Below are 16,238 nucleotides of genomic sequence, written 5' to 3' on the forward strand. Positions count from 1 at the left end.
TAAAAAATACTTACAAATAAACTTACATAATACAGCTGCAAATATACTAAACCAATTGGTCGGTTTTTGCATCTAAATAGTTAAATTTTAGGATGAATAATTTTATTTTATTGTTAGGTGGAAACCAAAACGACGTGATAGCGACCTGTAAGGAAGCCATCAAACTACTCAGCCATCGTCTGGGCCAACCTGTTCGCAGCTCGGCCTACTACGAAAGTGAACCCTGGGGATTTGAGGCCAGCCAGAACTTTATTAATCAGGTAGTTGAATTCACATCCTCCTGCAAACCGCTTGAACTGCTAAACATTACTCAGGCCATTGAAAAAGAACTGGGACGACAAACAAAAACCGGAACTCACTACGAATCCCGGCCAATTGATATTGATATCTTGTTTATTAACGATCAAATTATAGATCTCCCAAGGCTTACTGTTCCACATCCAAAATTGCACGAGCGCCTGTTTACCCTACTCCCCTTATTGGATCATTGGGGCGATTTAGAGCACCCCTTGCTAAAAAAAACAATCAAACAATTAGCACTTATTTGTCCAGACAAAGGGATTGTTAAGCCTTATTAATTAGATTTTGCTACCATAAGCTAAATCACCGGCATCGCCAATACCTGGAACAATGTAGGATTTGGAATTAAGTTCGGCATCTACAGCCCCTAACCATAAAGTAACCGGCTCATCTTTAAAGATATTTTGAACATACTGAACCCCAACTTCACTTGCGATAAGCGATACGATATGAATGTGCCGTGGCTTGCCTTTAACTAATAGAGCTTTGTATGCAAGCTCAATAGAGGTGCCCGTTGCCAACATCGGGTCACTTAATAACACTATCTTATTATCCAATGATGGCGAAGAAATGTACTCAATATGAATATCAAAATCCCCCTTTTCATTGTATTTGCGGTAGGCTGATACGAATGCGTTTTCGGCACGATCAAAATAGTTTAATAAGCCCTGATGCAGCGGCAATCCCGCCCTGAGAATAGAAGCAATAACCGGCTCTTCTGTCATAACATTTTCTGTGGCAATGCCTAAAGGTGTATTGACATCCTTATCGGCATGTGGCAATACCTTACTAATTTCGTAGGCCAGAATCTCACCCATGCGCTCGATGTTTCGACGAAAACGCATCGGATCGTTTTGAATAGAAGTGTCACGAACCTCCGCAATAAAGCGATTAAAAATGCTTTGTTGTTGATTGAATATTATTGTTTGCATTTGGAATTTATTTGCAAAGAAAAGAAAAATAAAAGAGAGTAAATACACTACTCTCTGGTAATCTTCATAATAATCCGTTCAGCCCTACCTGTTAAAGCAATAAAAATTTGATCGAGAACCTTCCAAAAACGAAATGGCAAAAACCACAACAAGCGGTGAATCTGTAGTTTCATTAAATATGAACTATTGCACTTTCTAAACTGAACTTTAAAGCCCTTGGGTGGCACCATACTTTTTAGATTATTCTCATCGAAAGAATGCAGATGGGCATTATGAGGAGTTGGTTTATTACAATGTATACATAATGACTGTGCAATTTTCTCTTTATAGGGAGTAGATATAATAACATGACCATCCTTTGTAACCGCACCGAGCAACTTTTTTATAAAAAGCCTGGGTTCCACTACATGCTCCATAACTTCAACAGCAAAAACCCTTTCCAGACTTTCATCTTTAAATGGCAGACATAAGGCATCCCCTACTACACCAACATGCCGGTCCGAAGGATATAACATTTGCAGCTTTCTTATATTGTCATAAGAAATATCGAACGGTATTATTGTTGCCTTGGTTTTTTTTAGCACATGCTTTACAAGCCAACCACCTCCACTTCCAATATCAACAAGTGTTTTAGCCTCCTTTATCTGGCCAAGGCTGATAATATTCTGATGTAACCGCTTATTTTCAATCTTCCAGGCTTCAGGCACTTCCGAAAAATAATCAAAATATTGAGCATCTAACTGATAGTGTTCTACATAAGATTTATCGCTTTTTAAAACTATTGGAATCCCCTCTTTTATTTCATAAACGCATTCCTCACTCTCTAATCCAACAAGCGTATGCGCATCTTTAACCTTTAAAGCTGAACCACTAATCGGATCTTTTAGCAAATTGTTAACTAGATAAGTTAGTGCTTTTTTCATATTTATCTGTCTCCTTATATATAACTGATACTAATATCAGCCCCATTATCGTGCTAAGTAAAGAAAATGCACCTATTGTACCAATAAACTGTATTTTCAAAAAATAGCATGCCAAAAACAATAGACACCTTAAGATTAGTTGAAGAATTTCAAAAACCACCCAACGCTTCTGAATAGAAAGGATGGTAATAAGCGATGAAATCGGTGTCTTTACAAAATTGACGATCAGCCAAACCAATAAGACGTTAAGCAGATCTATTGACAGCTCCCATTTTTCAGGTATGAAGCCCTTTGATACAATTGCTATTAAAAAAACAGTTAGATATAATCCAACGCCAAGAACCAACATTTTCTTAATAAATTGTTTTAAAGAATCCATAATGCTTGCCTTTTTCTGATACAATTCCGACATCCGCTTAAAAAGGAATTGGGTATTTACCTGTGAGATTAGAAGAACCGGAAACAATATGGTCTTAAATAAGATGCCATAGTTAGCAACGTATTCTTTCCCAAATAGTATTGGAATAATTAAAAAAGGCAGTTGATTTGACAATATATTGATTGGGGCAATTAAAGTATTATAAACTAAAACATCTGCATATTTCGTGTAAAAAGAGACGATAATGTTGATTGAGATGCCTTTGACCACATTCCAAACGGCAGGTAAATGCCTCCATAAAAGCGCAATCAGTAATACTGCCTGGCTATATATATAGGCGTTTATCAGGCTATTGGTTTTAGCCTTAAAGATGAACATTGACACTATAACCAAGCTAAATACGCTTATTTTGATAGTTTTTGCGAGAGAAATTAAGCCATATTTCCCTGTAGCTATATTTAGTTGCTCTGCCGAAATAATGATACTATGCAGAACAACAGTAACCGGCAAAAACCAGAACAAATACCGATACGGAATATCAGGATTTATGCCACTCATTAATACACTCAAAAGCAAGGTTCCAACAACACTCCATGCAAGAATTATACAGACACTGATGACAAAGTTTCGCAATTGCAACCTGCGATCGGAAACCAACATTATTGTCAGATGGGATTGCATTGATGCGACTGATGCCCCGGTTTCTGTTAACGCGATAAGAATAAAGAAGTCGGCGATTTCCTCCAGCGAAACATAGCGGGCCGCAAAAAAGAAAATTATCAGATTAAACCCTTGTGCAACAAGAGAACCATAATAAAGAGAGATGAATTCTTTTATAGATCTTATATGCCTCACCCCAAAATGTCTTTCATTTTTTTGTACAGGTTGTTCCGCTTCATAAAGCTAATAACCCAAGGCAGATCATTCTTCTGATAATGGTGATAGCTAAGTGGCCGTGCTCCAAAACCACTGTTAAATTGGGCAATAGAAGAGATATCTGATCCCCAGAAGTCGAAAACACGCTTTTGGTAACAGTTATTTTTAATAAAGTAATCAACCACGGCAAAAGCCGCACGATGCGATCTCCCCTCAGCTGAAGACGCCAACAGGAAAAAGATATAGCCTTGTTGTGTTTTTATAAACAACCCACTCGACATTGGTTCATGATTAGAACCGAAGGCCGTTACTAATTGAGCCAATCCTTTTGAGAGCCAATGGCTAATTAATTGCTGGTAATTAATTAGCCGCTCCTGGGAGAGTTTTAGCTCCGCAACATCAGCAGCCATTTTAACGCGTAAATCTAATAAGTTGCCAACATTAGAATCAAAACCAACCTGAAGGTTTTTTGAACTGAAGAATTTCAGGTTCCTTTTTACGCGCCTCGAATAGGCGGCATAAATCGAATTATAGTCTTGGTTAAGAGACAACTGATAGGTAGTTCGTTGCTCAACCTTCACTCCTTCCAACTGTATAATTGGCTCCAAACTGGAGTTAAAAGAAATGAATTTGAATATTTTCAGAAGGCGAAAAATAGCAGATGTAACAAGCGCTATTTTGGCCGGGGAACCGTATATGCCAAGTTGTTGCACATCTATTGGCATTTGAATCAAACTGTAGCCCAATCTTTTATTAAGCGGTATGGGCATTACAACCTCATAATTACCAACTACAAGTCCTATCCAGTCATCGCATAACAGGTCAAGACTTTCACAATAACCAAAGGGTGAACTATTAAATGCATTCTCCACACAAAAATTCCATCTCGTTTCATGTACCTCTCCCCTATTGTGTAATTGTATTTCCATCATAACATCCAACGCACATTCTATAGCAATATTGCCTGTGCAAATAAGCTACCCCTTAAAATAATGTCGCAAATATCCCGTTTGCTTAAAAAAGTACCTGGTTTGAGCAGACAAAGCCACAAAAAAAAATGCACAATAGTAACAGTGAGTGAGCTGGCCACTGACTATCGTCTACATAAACTATCCTTCACTCTCGAAGAGGCGGGGTACTCCTGCGACTTCATTTGCCGGATTAAGGACAACCACCTGCCATATACCGGTAAACATCATGTTTATTACCTTAATACGATCTGGCAGAACAGTCCCCTCTTCTACCTCATTTATAATCTGCGGATATTTTTCTTTCTCCTGTTTCACAAAACCAACCTAATTGTTTCGGTTGATTTAGATACACTCACTGGCTGTAGCCTGGCAAAACTATGCAAGAAGACCCAACTCTTATTTGACAGCCACGAGTACTTTCCTGAGTCACCGGAGATAAGCCAGAAACCTTGGATCAAAAACATCTGGTTTTTGGCTGAAAAACTATTTATCCCCATAATTGACATTGGTGTTACCGTTTGTCAATCCATCGCCGACATATACCTTAAAAAGTACAATAAAGATTTCCTGGTTATTAGAAATGCTCCTATTGCAAGTGAAATCCAGAATATTAAGAAAGTCCCAAAAGAGCAACACCCCTTCAAAATTCTCTACCAGGGAGCTGTTAACAACGGAAGGGCTTTAAAAGAGTTAGTTAAAGCCATGTCACTCATCGAAGAAGCACAACTACTCATTGTTGGAGATGGGGATATTTTTGATGAAATAAATGCACTAGCGAAACCAATGAGAAGCAAAATAGAGCTAATTGGCAAAGTCCCCTTCACAGAACTTAGAAAATATACCCTACAAGCCGACTTGGGAATTGCACTGCTGGAAAACGCCGGTCTGAATAATTACTATGCTCTACCCAACCGGTTATTTGATGCGTTACATGCAGAACTTCCCATGCTGGGAATTAATTTTCCTGAGATTAAAACCTTTATCGAATCGCATGATTATGGTATGACCATTGATAGCATCGAACCAGAGGTAATTGCACGCACAATAAATAAACTTAAAGCAAACCCACAACAGCTTATGAAATGGCGGCACAATGCGCGTGTAACTAAAAAACACGTTAACTGGGAAAATGAGTCTAAAGAACTTTATCTAATTTTAACCCGTCTTTAGTAAACCTTAAAATACAAAGCCAATAAAAACGAAAACACATGCAAGGATACTTAGCTCAACTCCCTCCCTTGGTTAAGCTTATAATGCTTTTTACAGTTGTACTGTTTTTTGGTTCGCTGAGCACCTTGCTAATGGGGCTGATGGCAGCCCCAGTGTTTGGGGTCGACATGTCCTCAAAAGATTCGATACTGGCGAACGTAGGCTTTCTTCAGGCCTACCAAACAATACAAAGCATCAGTCTGTTTATAATTCCTTCGTTGTTGTGTTTTTTTGCGTGTTTTAAAAGCTTTAGCCAAGGCATTAACGGCGAGAAACAGCTAAACATTAAGGCCGTTGCACTCACCATAGTTCTAATAGTGGTTGCACAAGCCTTTATCGCTTACAGTGCCTGGTTTAATCACCAGCTAGAGCTACCCGAAAGTTTAAGTCATGTTTTCAACTGGATGGCTGAAAAAGAACAGGAGGCTGTTGAACTCACCCAACTTATGATTCAAAAAGATAATTGGGAGCAGCTATTTTTTACAGTACTGATGATGAGCGTTTTACCCGCTATGGGAGAAGAATGGCTATTCAGAGGAATTCTTCAGCGCCAATTAGCGTTATTAACCAAAAATAAGCACATTGCCATTGTCTTAACGGCCATTCTGTTCAGTGCCATCCACATGCAGTTTTTAACCTTTCTGCCGCGTTTTTTCTTAGGGATAGTATTGGGCTACTTATTTGTTCTTTCGGGCAACTTATGGCTGGCAGTCATCGCTCATTTTACAAATAACCTGATGGCAATTATGGCTTTTCAGGTCCCTCTGGACAAAACCTCCGAAGCGCCACTTACCGACTTTGAGGGAAGTCAGTCGGCTATAGCAATTATTTCGAGTGCCCTGGCCATTGTTCTTATTTTGTACTTAATAAAGAAAATATGCGATAGGAGTTCCAAACCGGCCAAGCCTTAATCCTGAAATTCCTTTTCATGCTTGCGCAGCAGATAAACAATTCCGTAGTTGGCACATTTTATTCGTTTGTCTTCTCCTTCAAACCCCTCGAAATAAGCCTCAATTTCGTTCCAAAGCGTTAATACAATGCGATCGGCCGCCGTGCGCAGCTCAGTTACTTTCTCATGCATTTTTTGCGTCGTAATCAACAGGTTTTTATGATTATTGTAATATTCTACAAACTTCTCATATTTAATTTTCACCAAAGCAATGGAGGGATTATAAATCCTTGTTCCGCCGGTCATTGCTCGCTTCTGCTCCCCTTCAATCACTTTTTTGCCAACTTGCATTAGCTGCTGCTCAGTCCCCAATTCAGGCACGGACTTATCATCAATATCAAACCCATAAAGCTTTCGAACATCAGGCTTTATTTCCCCACGAATAATACAAAAGTTAAGCACCTGAATAAAATGAGAAAGGTATAATCGCGTTACTTTAAACTGGTCACCCAACAACTTACCATACTTGGCCTGTCGATCTTTACTGAAATTATATTGAGTGATAGCTTGTTCAAACTGAGGCAAAAAAGCCTGAAGCTCAAGCAATGTCTTTTGACTAAAGGCCAAATCAAACGGGTTTAATTGGCTGCCCTTTTTTAGAGCAGCTTTGAGCGCCCTCAAACGAGCCTGATCAGTATTGGGGAGACGACGATATGGCATGTTGTTTTTTTGTTAAAGAGAATCTGTGCGCATCTAAAAGTAGAAAAAATAACTTCTATTAACAAACATCAATCAGCTGCCGGCTTTCATAATTCTTATTTTTAACATGCTATCACTCGTCTCCAAAACAGAGCCATTGGTCATTACACACGTCGCGTTAGTAAAAATAACAATCTGATTAATTCATTAAAAAAGGCCACCCGAATCCGGATGGCCCTCACAATATTTGCTATGATACAGTATTAGTCCTGCAATTTTGCTTTTAAGAACTCGCGGTTCAAACGAGCAATGTTAGAGATAGAAACACCTTTTGGACATTCTACCTCACAAGCACCTGTATTGGTACAGTTACCAAAACCTAACTCATCCATCTTAGCTACCATGTTTTTAGCGCGGCGGGCTGCCTCTACTCTTCCTTGAGGTAACAAGGCTAAATGGCTCACTTTAGCTGAAACAAACAGCATGGCTGAACCATTTTTACAAGTGGCTACACAAGCACCACAACCAATACAAGAAGCGGCATCCATGGCCTCATCAGCATCCACTTTAGGAATTGGAATCGCATTGGCATCGGGTACACCGCCAGTGCTTACCGAAGTATAACCACCAGCTGCAATAATAGTATCAAATGCATTGCGGTTCACAATTAAATCCTTGATAACAGGAAATCCTGCTGAACGCCAAGGCTCGATGGTGATGGTTTCGCCATCTTTGAACTTACGCATGTGTAACTGACAAGTTGTTACATCATCATCTGGTCCGTGTGGACGGCCATTGATGTACAACGAACACATACCGCAAATACCTTCACGACAATCGTGATCGAAAGCGACAGGCTCATTACCTTCGTTAATTAACTGCTCGTTCAGTACGTCCATCATTTCAAGGAACGAACTGTCGGTAGATACTTTATCTAATTTATATGTTTCGAAACGACCCTTTTCCTTAGGTCCGTTCTGACGCCAAACCTTAAGAGTCAAACTTATGTTTTTTTCCATTTTTCTCTGTTTAACTTATGAACATTAATGACCTAATTATTTGTAGTTACGTTGAGCAACCTTAACAACTTCAAAAGTCAAGTCTTCTTTATGCATTACCGGCGCTTTATCTTCGCCCTGATATTCCCAACAAGCAGCGTAAGCAAATTTGTCATCCTGACGCAATGCTTCACCCTCTTCAGTTTGGTACTCTTCGCGGAAGTGACCACCACATGATTCTTCACGGTGCAGTGCATCGCGGGCCATCAGCTCTCCTACTTGAATAAAATCGGCCAGACGCGAAGCTTTTTCCAGCTCCACATTCATGCCTTCGCCTGAACCAGGAATGCGCAGGTTACTCCAAAATTCCTTCTTAATTTCTGCAATACGCTCGATGGCCTTTTCTAAGCCAGCTTTGTTACGAGCCATACCTACGAAGTCCCACATCACTAAACCAAGCTCTTTGTGGATGCTATCTACAGAACGCTCTCCTTTAATAGCTAATAATTTCTCAAACTTCGCTTTGGCTTCTTTTTCAGCCTCGATAAATTCTTTTTCCTCGCCAGTCATGCGTGGTGTAGAAATATCATCAGCCAGGTAATTCTGAATGGTATATGGTAATACGAAGTATCCATCTGCTAATCCCTGCATCAGTGCTGATGCACCTAAACGGTTAGCACCGTGATCAGAGAAGTTAGCCTCACCGGCTGCAAATAAACCAGGAACGGTTGTTTGCAATTCGTAATCTACCCAAATACCACCCATTGTGTAGTGAATAGCCGGGTAAATCATCATTGGAGTTTCGTATGGATTATCGTCAACAATCTTTTCGTACATCTGGAAAAGGTTGCCATAACGCGCACGGATAGCATCTTCGCCTAAACGCTCAATAGCCGATTTAAAGTCCAGGTAAACTGCCAAACCAGTATTACCAACACCAAAGCCAGCATCACAACGCTCCTTAGCAGCACGTGAAGCTACGTCGCGAGGCACCAGGTTACCAAACGCAGGGTAACGACGCTCCAAGTAGTAATCACGATCTTCTTCAGCAATCTGTGTTGGTTTTAATTTACCGGCACGAATCGCTTCCGCATCTTCTTTCTTTTTAGGCACCCAGATACGACCATCGTTACGTAACGACTCCGACATCAAAGTTAATTTCGACTGGAACTCACCGTGAACAGGAATACAAGTTGGGTGAATCTGAGCGAAACATGGGTTAGCAAAAGCAGCACCCTTTTGGTACGCTTTGATAGCGGCCGAACCGTTTGAGCCCATAGCGTTTGTTGACAGGAAGAATGCGTTACCGTAACCACCTGTTGCCAAAACAACCGCGTGACCAAAATGACGCTGGAATTCGCCGGTTACCAAGTCACGTGCAATCACACCGCGAGCTTTACCGTCTACCATTACAATATCAACAATCTCAGTGCGGGTATATAAATCAACAGTACCAGCATTTACCTGACGCATCAGCGCCTGGTAAGCACCAATCAACAGCTGCTGACCAGTCTGACCTTTGGCATAGAATGTACGGCTAACCTGAGCACCACCAAATGAGCGGTTATCAAGCAAACCACCATACTCACGTGCAAAAGGTACACCTTGTGCCACACACTGGTCGATGATATCGTTACTCACCTCAGCCAAACGGTGTACGTTAGCCTCACGAGCGCGGTAGTCACCACCTTTAACTGTATCGTAAAACAAACGGTGAATTGAGTCACCATCGTTTGGATAGTTTTTTGCAGCATTGATACCACCCTGTGCAGCGATAGAGTGCGCACGACGTGGTGAATCCTGAATGGTGAAGTTCTTAACATTGAAACCCATTTCACCAAATGAAGCAGCAGCCGAAGCACCTGCTAATCCGGTTCCAACAACAATAATATCTAATTTTCGCTTATTAGCGGGGTTAACCAACTTCTGGTTAGCTTTATAATTAGACCACTTTTCGGCCACAGGCCCTTGTGGTATTTTTGAATCTAACTTCATATCGTGATGTTTTTAGACTTTACTACTGATAAAAAGCAAATTGTAGAATCGCAATTAACGAAAAACCAAGCCCTACAATCCAAGAGAATGCGATGCCAATAACTGTCCAACGCTTGCGCCAGATGCTATTGCTCAAACCAAGTGTCTGAAACGCAGACCAAAATCCGTGAGTCAGGTGAATAGTCAATCCTAATGCACCAACTACATACAATACAACACGCCATGAATCGGCAAAAGCTGCATTAACTAAAGCATAGGTATTGTGCATTACCACACCATCAATGGTAATTGACTCGGCTCCATGAGTAATTTGTAATGGCACCCAATAGTCGATTAAATGCACTACTAAAAATGCTAACACAGTCAGCCCTAGAATGAACATGTTTTTAGATGCCCACATCACGTCTTTGGTATTATTACCTGACGCATACTTGGCAGAACCACGCGCTTTGTTGTTTTGTGCCGTAAGAATTGCCGCATAAATAATATGCACAATAAAACCGGCAAATAACACGGGCTGCAAACCGTACTTAATTAATGGCATTGCCATAAAGTTAGCCGCAATATTAAATGCCTCACCACCATCGGGCACAAGCAGCAATAAGTTAATGGAAAGGTGAATGATTAAGAACACCACCAAAAAAAGCCCTGACAAGCTCATCAGTAACTTTCTTCCAATTGAGGAACCAAAAATAGTACTCATAGGAATCCCTTTTTAATTTATTAATTGTTAGAACTAATTTGTGTTAATAAAGCTGCAAATGTATGGCTGAAACGCCCTCTGGACAAATAATATTAAAGAATTAATTCTATATTTATATCAATTCTAATTAACCATACATTTAAACGTTTTATTTTATAATATTTTTAACATTTGTTGTTTTAATTTAATTAAAAATGGCCACTGCAGGGCCACTATCCTTTTTTAAAAAAAGCCCCCTCAGACTGTTTTGTTTTTATCAAGTGCACCAAGTTACCTTATTTTTTGAACGGCTTCAATATCTATTGACAAAAAGCTCCTTAACAACCTCTGATAAGCACTGTGGACCAGAGGCTTTTTGTTTTCATTCAAAGTTTTTTATTTTTGTACTACAACAGGTTAAACGCAATCATACAATCTGACCATGCAAGAAGAAATAGATTTAATATTGGACGATGCCAAAGACAGGATGGCCAAAGCAATTGAACACCTTGATAACGAACTAGGTAAAATTAGAGCAGGAAAAGCCAATCCTAAAATGCTCGAAGGTGTACTAGTCAATTATTATGGCAGCATGACACCGATATCACAGGTGGCTAACCTAAGCACACCCGATCCGCGAACAATCGCCATTCAACCGTGGGAGAAGCAACTGATAGGTGAGATTGAAAAGGCAATTATGGCCGCCAATCTGGGATTAAATCCTGACAACAATGGGGACTTGATCCGTATCAATATTCCACCTCTGACAGAAGAGCGACGGAAAGACTTGGTTAAGCAAGCCAAAGCAGAATGCGAAGATGCGAAAGTAAGCTTCCGCAACACCCGTCGTGACTGCAACGAAGAGTTGAAAAAAATGAAGAAAAACGGACTCTCTGAAGATCTTGAAAAAGATGCGGAAGCAGAGGTGCAAAAAATTACCGATGAATACAGCAAAAAGGTAGATGCAATGTTCGAAATTAAAGAAAAAGATATCTTAACCCTATAAGCTGGCTATTTAATAAGAAATGATAAAAGAGGCGCCTTGGGTTGCCTCTTTTTTTTTACCATCGCCCTAATGTTTATGAGCGATGTAATTAACACAAAAACGTTACCCTAATGTCTGACGTACTCCCCAAATAACACAATAATAGGCTACGCATTCGCATCCAATAATATTCGCCAACATGCCAGCTTTGCAGCAAAAAAAAGGAGGCCCCAAAATCGGTAACCTCCTAATATTTAATTCAAATAAGAATTCTTAGCTAACACTTTCCTCTAAAGCCTTTCCTGCTTTGAATTTAACTACGTTCTTTGCCGCAATCTGTATTTCTTTACCAGTTTGTGGATTTCGACCCGTTCTGGCCGCACGCTCTGAAACTGAAAATGTACCAAAGCCAATCAATTGGATACTTTCTTTTTTAGCCAGAGTTTGTTTAGTTGTTTCAACAAATGCGTTGATAGCCTTTTCAGCGTCTGCTTTGCTAATACCTGCTGTTTCAGCAATTGCAGAAATTAGATCTTGTTTATTCATATATCAGTTAAATTTAATGATGACTAAACTATAAAAATTTCTGTACAATTCGCACGGATTGGCAATTCCAAACCCTTTAAAATAGCAGATTCCGGGGAATTAGCCGCTCATATTCATGCATCCGTCAGAACAACAAGCTCCACTAATATTCTGGCAATGATTATATTTTATTGATACATTTAATTTTATTGGTACAATAAAAGGTATTTGAAGGACGATGGAAAAAATAACCAAAACTCAAAAATCTGTTTTGCTTGTTGCAACACTTACATCCTTTCTCGGACCATTCATTATCTCATCGGTAAACATCGCCCTGCCATATATTGAACAACATTTCATGATTGATGCCATTACCCTTAGCTGGATCATTACCTCTTTCCTGTTATCATCAGCTGTATTTCTTTTGCCAATGGGGAAATGGGCCGACATAAAGGGTTCCAAAAGTATTTTCAGGCAAGGCACCATCGTATTTGTAGTATTCACGTTTTTATGCGCCATCACAAACAGCTCAACCATACTAATCATTGCAAGATTCCTGCAGGGCATAGGGGCAGCCATGCTAATGACCACGGGTCCGGCCATTCTTATTTCAGAATTTCCTGCTAACCAGCGCGGAAGAGTATTAGGGATAAATGTTGCAGCAGTATATATCGGTCTTTCTGCTGGCCCTGTTACGGGTGGTTTTATTACTTTTTACCTGGGATGGCAAGGTATCTTCTGGATTTCAGGAATACTTGGACTATCAGTGATGTTAGTTGCTTTTCTGTTTTTGGGAGAGGACAAATACCTGTCTCCACAAACCAAGATCGATCATTGGGGAGCTCTTGTTTACATGCTTGCTTTGTCTTGTCTGGTATATGGGTCATCCAGAATTACAGTCCCCTATGGACAAATCCTAATAATTGCCGGCCTTATCACAATCATTGGCTTTCTGATTTACCAACAAAAGGTACCCTACCCCATATTTCCAACAAATTTATTCAAAACAAACAGGCTTTTTGCCTACTCAAACATTGCCGCTCTAATCAATTACAGCGCAACTTTTGCCATCGTGTTTCTCTTAAGCTTATACTTGCAAAAAATACAACTTTACAGCCCAAGCCAAGCCGGAAGCATACTAATAGCTCAACCAGCTGTTATGGCCCTGCTTTCTCCTTTGGCAGGCTACCTTTCTGACAGGTTTGAACCACGCATCTTAACATCGGCAGGCATGGCCATCTGTTCACTGGGCCTGGCGCGCCTGGCTTTTTTAACAGCTGATACCCCAACACTAACGATTATTGGCATCCTGGTATTTATTGGGTTGGGCTTTGCTCTTTTCTCGTCTCCTAATATGAACACGATTATGAGCTCAGTCAATCAAAAGCAGGCTGGATTAGCCAGTGGCATGGCGGCAACCATGAGAGTTTTAGGACAAATGGCGAGCATGACCATAGCGAGCGCATTCTTTGCAATATTCTTTAAAAACGAATCCATTGCAACTGTTTCTGATGCGCAATTCATCAACGGATTATACTATGCATTTCTCACATTCGCAATCATCTGCGCCCTGGGAGTTTATTTTTCAATGAGTAGAGGCAAACTACACAACAAGTAAGTATCCAGTTAACTTTACTTCTTCAGTACGTTTTGATAGGCCAAGGAAGTATTATAGGCCATAATGAAGTCATTTTTATGAAGACCATTAATTTTGTGCGTCCACCACAAAACTGTTACAGATGAATATTCAAGGATGATTTTAGGATGATGATCTTCGGCTTCCGCCAGTTGAGCAATGGCATTTGTCAAAGAAACAGATTGAATAAAGTCATCCGTATGAAACACTCGTTTCAACTTCTGAACATCCCCTTCAACAATTAATTCCCACCCCTTCAGTTCCTCCATCAGGGATTTAATTTCCTCGGTGGTAACTCTTTTAGCACCTACACTACAGGCTTCACATTTCAAATTTGATAATTCACTCATCATTAAACTCTTAAAGATAAAAAATTCAAAAACAGTTATTTGGTGTTGACTCAAAAACAGAATCAATAGCCATTGTAAGAAATAACAACAACCCGTATTTGTCAATAGAAGACGGATTTATATTTAAAAATGCTTCCCCCGTTACATCCCTAGGGTCTTATAACTCTTACTGCTTTCGCTACATCAAGTTCATCTACTCAAACATCTGGAAAAATGATACTTTGATGATGCATAAAAAAAAGAGGGAACCCAGTTTTGGGCACCCTCTAATATCTATCAGTAACCGTTATTTTTTTTTAATGATTAGTGCTTCATCTGCTCATCATTCTTTAAACTTTTGACTAAAGAAAAACTTACCAGCACTAAAATAATTGCAAAGGGAAAGCCTGTTGAAATAGAAGCAGATTGAAGGGCAGTTAAACCACCTCCTACTAATAACGCAATAGCAATGGCGCCTTCCATAAAAGCCCAAAAAACCTTTTGTCCGCTTGGCGCATTCAATTTTCCGCCTGCCGTCATCATATCTACAACCAAAGACCCACTGTCTGATGAAGTAATGAAAAATGTACCAACCAAAACAATACAGATAAATGCGGTAATCTCATAAAATGGAAGGGTTTCCAACATTTTAAAGAGCCCAATGGAGCTGTTTTCTGCTACAATGGATGCAATATCCAAGCTGCCATCTAATTGCAGATTAATAGCAGTTCCTCCAAGAACAGACATCCACAAAAAGGAAAAAACAGACGGTATTACCAGCCCAAAAATCCCAATCTCTCTAATCGTTCTTCCGTTTGAAATTCTGGCAACAAAAGTCCCAACAAAGGGCGACCAGGAAATCCACCATACCCAATAGAACATGGACCAGCCTTTAAACCAGTCTCCCGGAGTACCATATTGATTTCGAAACAAGCTTAACTCAACAAAGCTCGAAAGGTAATTTCCTAAGCTTTCCACAAAACCATCAATTAGGCGAAGCGTACTGCCCAAGATAAGCACAAATACGAAAACAATGAGTGCGATGATAATATTGGCATTACTTAAATATTTCAGTCCTTTATTTAAACCTGTTACAACAGAAACCGTAGCAATTAGAGTTATTCCGATGATGGAGCATACCTGTAGACTGGTGGAGTTTTCAAAGCCAAAATATTCAGACAAGCCGGTACTGAACTGCAGTGCTCCAAAACCTAATGAAGTGGCAAGTCCAAATAGTGTTGCCAAAACTGCAATCACATCGATTACATAACCGGCCCATCCATTCATCCGATTGCCAAATAGCGGAATCAGTGTCGATTTTAATGATAATGGTGCTTTTTTATTAAAAGTAAAATAGGCTAGTGCAATACCGAGTAACATGTAAATACCCCAAACATGGAAGCCATAATGAAAATAGGTGTTGCGGATGGCCAAACGTGCTTTTTCGACATCTGAGGCACCATCAATAACGGGATGGTTAAAATGCAGCATAGGCTCCGCTACACTAAAATAAACCAAACCTATTCCCATTCCGGCCGAAAACAACATCGCCACCCAGGTAAACTTGTTAAAGCTGGGCTTGGCATCTTTTCCCCCTATTTTAATATTGCCATATTTGCTAAATGCCAGGTAGAGTACAAATATTAAAAAGTAATTAATACATAGTGAAATAAACCATCCATAATTCTCAGACATATAGTTCTGAAAGCTGGAAAATCCAGCCTCGGCTTTATTACTAAAAATGATGGTAAAACTTACAAATAAAAAAGTAATTATTGCTGCCGGTATGAAAACCGGTTTTGAGATATCAAAATACTTGTTTTTGAAATTCTTCATTACGACTATTTAATAGATTTAGAGCCACCACGAGTATTTTTTGATTGTCTTCATCTAAAAGTTTCTCAGATGAA

At 39.8% G+C, this 16,238-nt stretch carries 16 protein-coding genes; 5 read left to right on the plus strand and 11 right to left on the minus strand.

What is annotated here, in order from left to right; translation table 11 throughout:
• Positions 1-92: 92 nt before the first annotated feature.
• Positions 93-578, plus strand: coding sequence for a 2-amino-4-hydroxy-6-hydroxymethyldihydropteridine diphosphokinase (folK, locus tag ACSX1H_RS06350; RefSeq protein WP_439183000.1), 486 nt, complete (start codon positions 93-95; stop codon positions 576-578).
• Here folK and upp read toward each other — a convergent pair whose 3' ends face one another.
• The 4 genes from upp to ACSX1H_RS06370 are packed head-to-tail and all read right to left on the minus strand — an operon-like array spanning position 579 to position 4,342.
• Positions 579-1,232, minus strand: a complete 654-nt coding sequence (upp, locus tag ACSX1H_RS06355) for a uracil phosphoribosyltransferase (protein WP_439183001.1) — start codon at positions 1,230-1,232, stop codon at positions 579-581.
• Positions 1,233-1,279: 47 nt separating this feature from the next.
• Positions 1,280-2,155: a class I SAM-dependent methyltransferase gene (locus ACSX1H_RS06360; protein WP_439183002.1), complete on the minus strand. Its 876-nt coding sequence runs from the start codon at positions 2,153-2,155 to the stop codon at positions 1,280-1,282.
• Positions 2,127-3,389 (minus strand): lipopolysaccharide biosynthesis protein, encoded by a 1,263-nt coding sequence (locus ACSX1H_RS06365; protein ID WP_439183003.1) that lies wholly within the window; start codon positions 3,387-3,389, stop codon positions 2,127-2,129. The genes ACSX1H_RS06360 and ACSX1H_RS06365 overlap by 29 nt, the downstream gene beginning before the upstream one ends.
• Positions 3,386-4,342, minus strand: coding sequence for a hypothetical protein (locus tag ACSX1H_RS06370; RefSeq protein ID WP_439183004.1), 957 nt, complete (start codon positions 4,340-4,342; stop codon positions 3,386-3,388). Before ACSX1H_RS06370 ends, ACSX1H_RS06365 begins: the two co-directional genes overlap by 4 nt.
• Positions 4,343-4,402: 60 nt before the next feature.
• Between ACSX1H_RS06370 and ACSX1H_RS06375 the strand changes: the two genes are divergently transcribed.
• Entirely contained in the window at positions 4,403-5,551 is a 1,149-nt protein-coding gene (locus tag ACSX1H_RS06375; RefSeq protein WP_439183005.1) for a glycosyltransferase, read from the plus strand.
• Positions 5,552-5,589: 38 nt separating this feature from the next.
• Positions 5,590-6,501, plus strand: a complete 912-nt coding sequence (locus tag ACSX1H_RS06380) for a CPBP family intramembrane glutamic endopeptidase (RefSeq protein ID WP_439183006.1) — start codon at positions 5,590-5,592, stop codon at positions 6,499-6,501.
• Here the strand turns inward: ACSX1H_RS06380 and ACSX1H_RS06385 are convergent.
• The 4 genes from ACSX1H_RS06385 to ACSX1H_RS06400 all read right to left on the minus strand — a co-directional run bounded on the left by ACSX1H_RS06385 (position 6,498) and on the right by ACSX1H_RS06400 (position 10,874).
• The gene (locus ACSX1H_RS06385; protein ID WP_439183007.1) at positions 6,498-7,199 is read right to left on the minus strand and encodes a hypothetical protein; all 702 of its coding nucleotides are present in this window, start codon (positions 7,197-7,199) and stop codon (positions 6,498-6,500) included. The two genes, ACSX1H_RS06380 and ACSX1H_RS06385, sit on opposite strands and share 4 nt — an antisense overlap.
• A 242-nt stretch (positions 7,200-7,441) precedes the next feature.
• Complete coding sequence (locus ACSX1H_RS06390) at positions 7,442-8,197, minus strand: succinate dehydrogenase/fumarate reductase iron-sulfur subunit (protein ID WP_439183008.1); 756 nt, start codon at positions 8,195-8,197, stop codon at positions 7,442-7,444.
• A gap of 36 nt (positions 8,198-8,233) precedes the next feature.
• The gene (locus tag ACSX1H_RS06395; protein ID WP_439183009.1) at positions 8,234-10,171 is read right to left on the minus strand and encodes a fumarate reductase/succinate dehydrogenase flavoprotein subunit; all 1,938 of its coding nucleotides are present in this window, start codon (positions 10,169-10,171) and stop codon (positions 8,234-8,236) included.
• 22 nt (positions 10,172-10,193) lie between these two features.
• Positions 10,194-10,874: a succinate dehydrogenase cytochrome b subunit gene (locus ACSX1H_RS06400; protein ID WP_439183010.1), complete on the minus strand. Its 681-nt coding sequence runs from the start codon at positions 10,872-10,874 to the stop codon at positions 10,194-10,196.
• A 421-nt stretch (positions 10,875-11,295) separates the two neighbouring features.
• Here ACSX1H_RS06400 and frr point away from each other — a divergent pair, with 421 nt between their 5' ends.
• The gene (gene frr, locus ACSX1H_RS06405; protein ID WP_439183011.1) at positions 11,296-11,859 is read left to right on the plus strand and encodes a ribosome recycling factor; all 564 of its coding nucleotides are present in this window, start codon (positions 11,296-11,298) and stop codon (positions 11,857-11,859) included.
• Positions 11,860-12,111: 252 nt separating this feature from the next.
• On the opposite strand, the gene ACSX1H_RS06410 is transcribed toward frr, so the two are convergent.
• On the minus strand, positions 12,112-12,384 hold the full coding sequence (locus ACSX1H_RS06410; RefSeq protein ID WP_439183012.1) for an HU family DNA-binding protein: 273 nt from the start codon (positions 12,382-12,384) through the stop codon (positions 12,112-12,114).
• 217 nt (positions 12,385-12,601) lie between these two features.
• Here ACSX1H_RS06410 and ACSX1H_RS06415 point away from each other — a divergent pair, with 217 nt between their 5' ends.
• Positions 12,602-13,981, plus strand: a complete 1,380-nt coding sequence (locus ACSX1H_RS06415; protein ID WP_439183013.1) for an MFS transporter — start codon at positions 12,602-12,604, stop codon at positions 13,979-13,981.
• A gap of 14 nt (positions 13,982-13,995) precedes the next feature.
• Here the strand turns inward: ACSX1H_RS06415 and ACSX1H_RS06420 are convergent, their stop codons facing one another.
• Together ACSX1H_RS06420 and ACSX1H_RS06425 are read right to left on the minus strand one after the other, a co-directional pair.
• A complete protein-coding gene (locus ACSX1H_RS06420) occupies positions 13,996-14,349 on the minus strand; it encodes a 4a-hydroxytetrahydrobiopterin dehydratase (RefSeq protein WP_439183014.1) in 354 nt (117 codons plus the stop codon).
• Positions 14,350-14,652: 303 nt separating this feature from the next.
• On the minus strand, positions 14,653-16,164 hold the full coding sequence (locus tag ACSX1H_RS06425) for a BCCT family transporter (RefSeq protein ID WP_439183015.1): 1,512 nt from the start codon (positions 16,162-16,164) through the stop codon (positions 14,653-14,655).
• Positions 16,165-16,238: the final 74 nt, after the last annotated feature.

This window comes from Carboxylicivirga taeanensis (assembly GCF_051851475.1).
Classification (GTDB): domain Bacteria; phylum Bacteroidota; class Bacteroidia; order Bacteroidales; family Marinilabiliaceae; genus Carboxylicivirga; species Carboxylicivirga taeanensis.

Excerpts from the sequence above, each read along its gene's own strand:
- folK (WP_439183000.1), top strand. The coding sequence starts at position 93 with ATGAATAATTTTATTTTATTGTTAGGTGGAAACCAAAACGACGTGATA.
- upp (WP_439183001.1), bottom strand. The coding sequence starts at position 1,232 with ATGCAAACAATAATATTCAATCAACAACAAAGCATTTTTAATCGCTTT.
- ACSX1H_RS06360 (WP_439183002.1), bottom strand. The coding sequence starts at position 2,155 with ATGAAAAAAGCACTAACTTATCTAGTTAACAATTTGCTAAAAGATCCG.
- ACSX1H_RS06370 (WP_439183004.1), bottom strand. The coding sequence starts at position 4,342 with ATGATGGAAATACAATTACACAATAGGGGAGAGGTACATGAAACGAGA.
- ACSX1H_RS06375 (WP_439183005.1), top strand. The coding sequence starts at position 4,403 with ATGTCGCAAATATCCCGTTTGCTTAAAAAAGTACCTGGTTTGAGCAGA.
- ACSX1H_RS06380 (WP_439183006.1), top strand. The coding sequence starts at position 5,590 with ATGCAAGGATACTTAGCTCAACTCCCTCCCTTGGTTAAGCTTATAATG.
- ACSX1H_RS06385 (WP_439183007.1), bottom strand. The coding sequence starts at position 7,199 with ATGCCATATCGTCGTCTCCCCAATACTGATCAGGCTCGTTTGAGGGCG.
- ACSX1H_RS06390 (WP_439183008.1), bottom strand. The coding sequence starts at position 8,197 with ATGGAAAAAAACATAAGTTTGACTCTTAAGGTTTGGCGTCAGAACGGA.
- ACSX1H_RS06395 (WP_439183009.1), bottom strand. The coding sequence starts at position 10,171 with ATGAAGTTAGATTCAAAAATACCACAAGGGCCTGTGGCCGAAAAGTGG.
- ACSX1H_RS06400 (WP_439183010.1), bottom strand. The coding sequence starts at position 10,874 with ATGAGTACTATTTTTGGTTCCTCAATTGGAAGAAAGTTACTGATGAGC.
- frr (WP_439183011.1), top strand. The coding sequence starts at position 11,296 with ATGCAAGAAGAAATAGATTTAATATTGGACGATGCCAAAGACAGGATG.
- ACSX1H_RS06410 (WP_439183012.1), bottom strand. The coding sequence starts at position 12,384 with ATGAATAAACAAGATCTAATTTCTGCAATTGCTGAAACAGCAGGTATT.
- ACSX1H_RS06415 (WP_439183013.1), top strand. The coding sequence starts at position 12,602 with ATGGAAAAAATAACCAAAACTCAAAAATCTGTTTTGCTTGTTGCAACA.
- ACSX1H_RS06420 (WP_439183014.1), bottom strand. The coding sequence starts at position 14,349 with ATGAGTGAATTATCAAATTTGAAATGTGAAGCCTGTAGTGTAGGTGCT.
- ACSX1H_RS06425 (WP_439183015.1), bottom strand. The coding sequence starts at position 16,164 with ATGAAGAATTTCAAAAACAAGTATTTTGATATCTCAAAACCGGTTTTC.